Source organism: Stenotrophomonas sp. 2YAF22, from assembly GCF_052114665.1.
Lineage (GTDB): Bacteria > Pseudomonadota > Gammaproteobacteria > Xanthomonadales > Xanthomonadaceae > Stenotrophomonas > Stenotrophomonas indicatrix.
Genome location: NZ_JBFRFE010000285.1, coordinates 1 through 5,274, shown reverse-complemented (window position 1 = coordinate 5,274; position 5,274 = coordinate 1). Strand labels below are relative to the sequence as shown.

Annotated in this window: 6 protein-coding genes; 4 read left to right on the top strand and 2 right to left on the bottom strand. The window is 64.9% G+C overall.

All coding sequences use genetic code 11. The annotated features are described in order from the left end of the window. A partial coding sequence (locus tag AB4Y84_RS12450) for an efflux RND transporter permease subunit (protein ID WP_442250212.1) occupies window positions 1-546 on the top strand: 546 nt, incomplete at its 5' end. A 154-nt stretch (window positions 547-700) separates the two neighbouring features. On the opposite strand, the gene AB4Y84_RS12445 is transcribed toward AB4Y84_RS12450, so the two are convergent. Continuing rightward, window positions 701-988, bottom strand: a complete 288-nt coding sequence (locus AB4Y84_RS12445; protein WP_223495653.1) for a hypothetical protein — start codon at window positions 986-988, stop codon at window positions 701-703. Window positions 989-1,133: 145 nt separating this feature from the next. Then, on the bottom strand, window positions 1,134-2,282 hold the full coding sequence (locus tag AB4Y84_RS12440) for an acyl-CoA dehydrogenase family protein (RefSeq protein WP_394196555.1): 1,149 nt from the start codon (window positions 2,280-2,282) through the stop codon (window positions 1,134-1,136). A 163-nt stretch (window positions 2,283-2,445) separates the two neighbouring features. On the opposite strand from AB4Y84_RS12440, the gene AB4Y84_RS12435 reads away from it, so the two are divergent. The 3 genes from AB4Y84_RS12435 to AB4Y84_RS12425 form a co-directional block, all read left to right on the top strand. Continuing rightward, window positions 2,446-3,375: an ArsR/SmtB family transcription factor gene (locus AB4Y84_RS12435; RefSeq protein ID WP_442250211.1), complete on the top strand. Its 930-nt coding sequence runs from the start codon at window positions 2,446-2,448 to the stop codon at window positions 3,373-3,375. A 7-nt stretch (window positions 3,376-3,382) separates the two neighbouring features. Further along, window positions 3,383-4,477, top strand: a complete 1,095-nt coding sequence (locus tag AB4Y84_RS12430; protein WP_428705068.1) for a homocysteine S-methyltransferase family protein — start codon at window positions 3,383-3,385, stop codon at window positions 4,475-4,477. 54 nt (window positions 4,478-4,531) lie between these two features. Then, window positions 4,532-5,274: dihydropteroate synthase (locus AB4Y84_RS12425; protein ID WP_442250210.1), on the top strand; the 743-nt coding region annotated here is incomplete at its 3' end.

Here is a 5,274-nt window from a genome sequence, read left to right as displayed (position 1 = left end):
GTGCTGTCCATCGTGGTGGTGTTCCTGTGCCTGGCCGCGCTGTATGAAAGCTGGTCGATCCCGGTGGCGGTGCTGCTGGTGGTACCGCTCGGCGTGCTGGGCGCACTCGCCCTGTCGATGATGCGCGGCCTGCCGAACGATCTGTTCTTCAAGATCGGCCTGATCACGGTGATCGGCCTGGCCGCGAAGAACGCGATCCTGATCGTGGAGTTCGCGGTGGAGCAGCGTGCGGCGGGCAAGACCCTGCGCGATGCCACCATCGAAGCGGCGCGCCTGCGATTCCGCCCGATCCTGATGACGTCCTTCGCGTTCATCATGGGCGTCATCCCGATGGCGATCTCCACCGGTGCCGGCGCCAACTCGCGCCACGCCATCGGCACCGGCGTGATCGGCGGCATGCTGTTCGCCACCCTGCTCGGCCTGCTGATGATCCCGGTGTTCTTCGTGGTGGTGCGCCGCATGCTGGGCGACAAGCTGGATGAACCGTCGAAGGAATTCCTCGGCCGCCAGCGTGATGCGGAAAGCGCCCACCGCCCGGATCGTTGATCCGACGGTAAGTTGAAACGAGAAAGGCCCCGGAGCGATCCGGGGCCTTTTTCTTTGCTGCTTTTGAATCCATGCCAACCAAGGTTGGCATCTACCAAAGCAGCGGCATGCCCGGTAGCCGCCAACCTTGGTTGGCGCTCTCCAAGGCGACGTGTCAGCGCAGCAGCGCGATCACGGCGCACACCGCCACGAGAACCAGCGCGGCCCATTGCATGGGCACGAAGAAGAAATGATGGGGTGCGGCCTCACCCTTATGCCGCGGCGCACGGTTAAGCCACAGGCCCAGCAGCACGTTCACTGCCGCACCGATGCCACCACCCAGCAGAACCTGCTGCAGCGGGATGTTGCCCTTGGGGCCGTCGTGCGGGAAAAAGTACGCCAGCAACAGGATGCCTGCGATCGGCGTCACCAGCGTCATGAAGCCCCAGCCGCGGTAGATCATGCGGTATCTCCAGAAAAACGATCCGCATTGGAGCAGCATGAATCCTGACAGGCAAGAGGCGGGCACGCCATCTGGACACAACGCCATCCACGCATGGCGTGGATCTACTGCCGCGCCGCCATTGCAGCGGCGCGGCACGGGAAAATCAACGCAGACCGGTTTCGTTGCGGGCGATCACCAGGCGCTGGATCTCCGAGGTGCCTTCGTAGATCTCGGTGATCTTGGCATCACGGAAGTAGCGCTCCAGCGGCATTTCCTTGGAATAGCCCATGCCGCCATGGATCTGTACGGCCTGGTGGGTGATCCACATTGCCGCTTCCGAAGCGGTCAGCTTGGCGATGGCGGCCTCGTTGCTGAAGCGCTTGCCCTCGCCCTTCACCCATGCAGCACGCAGGGTCAGCAGCAGCGCCGCATCCAGCTTGCACTTCATGTCGGCAATCTTCGCCTGGGTCATCTGGAACGTACCGATGGCCGCACCGAAGGCCTTGCGGTCCTTCACGTACTCCAGGGTCGCCTCATAGGCGGCACGGGCGATGCCGATCGCCTGCGAGGCGATGCCGATACGACCGGCGTCGAGTACGCCCATGGCGATCTTGAAGCCCTCGCCTTCCTGGCCGAGCACGTCTTCGGCCTGCGCCACGTAATCGTTGAACTCGATCTCGCAGGTGGCCGAGGCACGGATGCCCAGCTTCGGTTCGGTCTTGCCGCGGCCGAATCCGGCCTTGTCGGTGTCGATCATGAACGCGGTGATGCCACGCGCGCCCTTGTCCGGCTCGCTCATCGCGAACAGCACGATGTACTTGGCCACCGGGCCGGAAGTGATCCAGCTCTTCTTGCCATTGATGACATAGCTGCCGTCGGCCTGCTTGACCGCACGGCAACGCATCGCAGTCGCGTCCGAGCCCGACTGCGGCTCGGTCAGCGCGAATGCACCGATGGCCTCGCCTTCGGCGATGGCGCGCACGTACTTCTGCTTCTGCGCTTCGCTGCCATGGGTCAGGATGCCGTTGCAGAACAGCGAATTGTTGACCGACATGATGGTCGAATGCGCAGCATCACCGGCGGCGACCTCCACCATCGCCAGCACGTACGCGATCGGGTCCATGCCCGCGCCGCCGTATTCGGTCGGCACTTCGATGCCCATCAGGCCGTTTTCGCCCAGCAGGCGGATGTTGTCCAGCGGGAACTCACCGGTACGGTCATGGTGCTCCGCGCTCGGGGCGATCTTTTCCTGCGCGATCCGGCGCGCAACGTCCTGCAGCATCAACTGCTCTTCGGTAAAGCTGAAATCCACAACACCCTCCCGGGTACATGATGTTATGGGCCGCGCAGCGCGCGCCCAGGTGCCCCGATTGTACCGGGGCCGGGCATCGGCGGCTGACTCGCGGGGAGCCGCGACTTGACCGGAAGAGGGCTGGTCGGCGAATATATCTCTATATCGCGATAGGTAGATATTTATGGATCTGGAAGACTGGTCGACCCGCCTGAAGGTGTTCGCCGATGCTACCCGCGTGCGCCTGTTGGCGCTGCTGGAGCAGGAAGAGCTGACCGTGGCCGAGCTTTCGGCCATCACCCGGCTGGCACAGCCGCGGGTATCGACTCATCTGGCGCGCCTGAAGGAAGCCGGCCTGGTGCGCGACCGCCGTGCGGGCGTGTCGGCCTATTACCGCTTCGACGAAGGTCAGCTGGACCCGGCGCAGCGTGCATTGTGGCATGCCCTGAGCAACGGAAGCGACGACCCGTTGCTGCGCCAGGATGCTGAACGGGTCGCTGCGGTGCTTGCCCACCGCGCTGCCGACCAGAACTGGGCCGACAGCGTGGCCGGTGACATGGAGCGCCACTATTCCCCGGGCCGCACCTGGGAAGCGCTGGCGCGCACCGCGCTRCCATTGCTGGAAACCGGCGACGTGCTGGATATCGCCTCCGGCGACGGCGTGCTGGCCGAACTGGTCGCCCCGCAYGCMMGGCGCTACRTSTGCATCGAYACCAGCGCACGCGTGGTGGCTGCCGCCAGCGAACGCCTGCGCCGCCTGCCGAACGTTGAAGTGCGAGAGGGTGACATGCATGCCCTGCCCTTCAAGGACCGCAGCTTCGACCTGGTCGTGCTGATGCACGCGCTCACTTACGCCAGCAAGCCGGCGCAGGCGGTCACCGAGGCCGCGCGCGTGCTGCGCCCGGGCGGTCGCCTGCTGCTGTGCAGCCTGGCCCGTCATGAGCACAAGGCCGCGGTCGATGCCTATGGCCACGTCAACCTCGGCTTCAGCGACAAGGAGCTGAAGAAGTTCGTCGACAAGGCAGGCCTGCAGGTATCCAACCTGGAAACGGTCACCCGCGAAAAGCGCCCGCCGCATTTCGAAGTGATTTCGCTGATCGCCAACAAGCCCTGAGGCCGACATGCCCGCCCTGCCCTGGTTGCACCCGGAACGCGTGGAATCGCTGCTCGCTGCCCTGCGTGATCGCATCCTGATCATCGACGGCGCGATGGGAACGATGATCCAGCGACACGGCCTGCAGGAAGACGATTACCGGGGCGAGCGCTTCGCCGGTGGTTACGACCACGCCCATGGCCCCGGCTGCGACCATGGCGGGACACCCGAAGGCCACGACCTGAAAGGCAACAACGATCTGTTGCTGCTGACCCGACCGGAAGTCATCGCAGGCATCCACACCGCCTACCTGGAAGCGGGCGCGGACCTGGTGGAAACCAACACCTTCAATGCCACCTCGGTCAGCCAGGCCGACTACCACCTCGAACATCTGGTGTACGAGCTGAACAAGGCGGGCGCTGCCGTTGCCCGTGCCTGTTGTGATGCGGTGGCGGCGACCACGCCGGGCAAGCCGCGCTTCGTCATCGGCGTGCTCGGCCCGACCAGCCGCACCGCCTCGATCAGCCCGGACGTCAATGATCCCGGCTTCCGCAACACCAGTTTCGATGAGCTGCGCGGTACCTACCGCGAAGCCATTGACGGGCTGATCGATGGCGGCGCCGACACGATCATGGTCGAGACCATCTTCGATACGCTCAACGCCAAGGCCGCACTGTATGCCATCGAGGAAGCCTTCGATGCACGTGGCGCGCGGCTGCCGATCATGATTTCCGGCACCATCACCGATGCCTCCGGGCGCACCCTGTCCGGGCAGACCGCCGAAGCGTTCCAGGCGTCGCTGGCGCATGCACGGCCGTTGTCGATCGGCCTGAACTGCGCGCTCGGCGCCGATGCCATGCGTCCGCACGTGGAAACCCTGTCGCAGGTGTCGGACTGCTACGTCAGTGCCCATCCCAACGCCGGCCTGCCCAACGCCTTCGGCGAGTACGACGAAACGCCCGAGGAGATGGCCGCCACCCTGCGTGGCTTTGCCGAAGATGGCCTGCTCAACCTGGTCGGCGGCTGCTGTGGCTCCACCCCGGACCACATCCGCGCGATCGCGCTGGCGGTGGCCGGGCTGCCGCCGCGCGCCCTGCCTGCCGCCCAGGTGCAGGCGGCATGAACACCTCCGCCCCCTCCCGCACGCCCCCCTGTTGCCGCTGAGTTGCCGCCGATCATGACGCCTGTCCGCCCTACCCGCCTGTCCGGCCTGGAACCGCTGGTCATCACCCCGGACCTGCTGTTCGTCAATGTCGGCGAACGCACCAACGTCACCGGCAGCGCGCAGTTCCGCAAGCTGATCAAGGAAGGCCGTTACGAGGAAGCGGTGGATGTGGCCCGGCAGCAGGTAGCCAGCGGCGCACAGATCCTCGACGTCAACATGGACGAGGGCCTGATCGATTCGGAAGCGGCGATGACCCGCTACCTCAACCTGATCATGTCCGAGCCGGACATCGCGCGCATTCCGGTGATGGTCGACTCCTCCAAATGGAGTGTGATCGAGGCTGGCCTGAAGTGCCTGCAGGGCAAGAGCGTGGTCAATTCGATCTCGCTGAAGGAAGGCGAGGACGTGTTCCGCGAGCATGCGCGCAAGGTACTGCGCTACGGCGCGGCCGCAGTGGTGATGGCCTTCGATGAGAGCGGGCAGGCCGACACCTGCGCGCGCAAGGTTGAAATCTGCACCCGCGCCTATCGCCTGCTGGTCGATGAAATCGGCTTTCCGCCGCAGGACATCATCTTCGACCCGAACATCTTCGCCGTCGCCACCGGCATTGAAGAGCATGACAACTACGCGGTCGACTTCATCGAAGCCACCCGCATCATCAAGCAGACGCTGCCGCACTGCCATGTGTCCGGTGGCGTATCGAACGTTTCGTTCTCGTTCCGTGGCAACGAAACGGTACGCCAGGCCATCCACTC

Excerpts from the sequence above, each read along its gene's own strand:
- AB4Y84_RS12445 (WP_223495653.1), bottom strand. The coding sequence starts at position 988 with ATGATCTACCGCGGCTGGGGCTTCATGACGCTGGTGACGCCGATCGCA.
- AB4Y84_RS12430 (WP_428705068.1), top strand. The coding sequence starts at position 3,383 with ATGCCCGCCCTGCCCTGGTTGCACCCGGAACGCGTGGAATCGCTGCTC.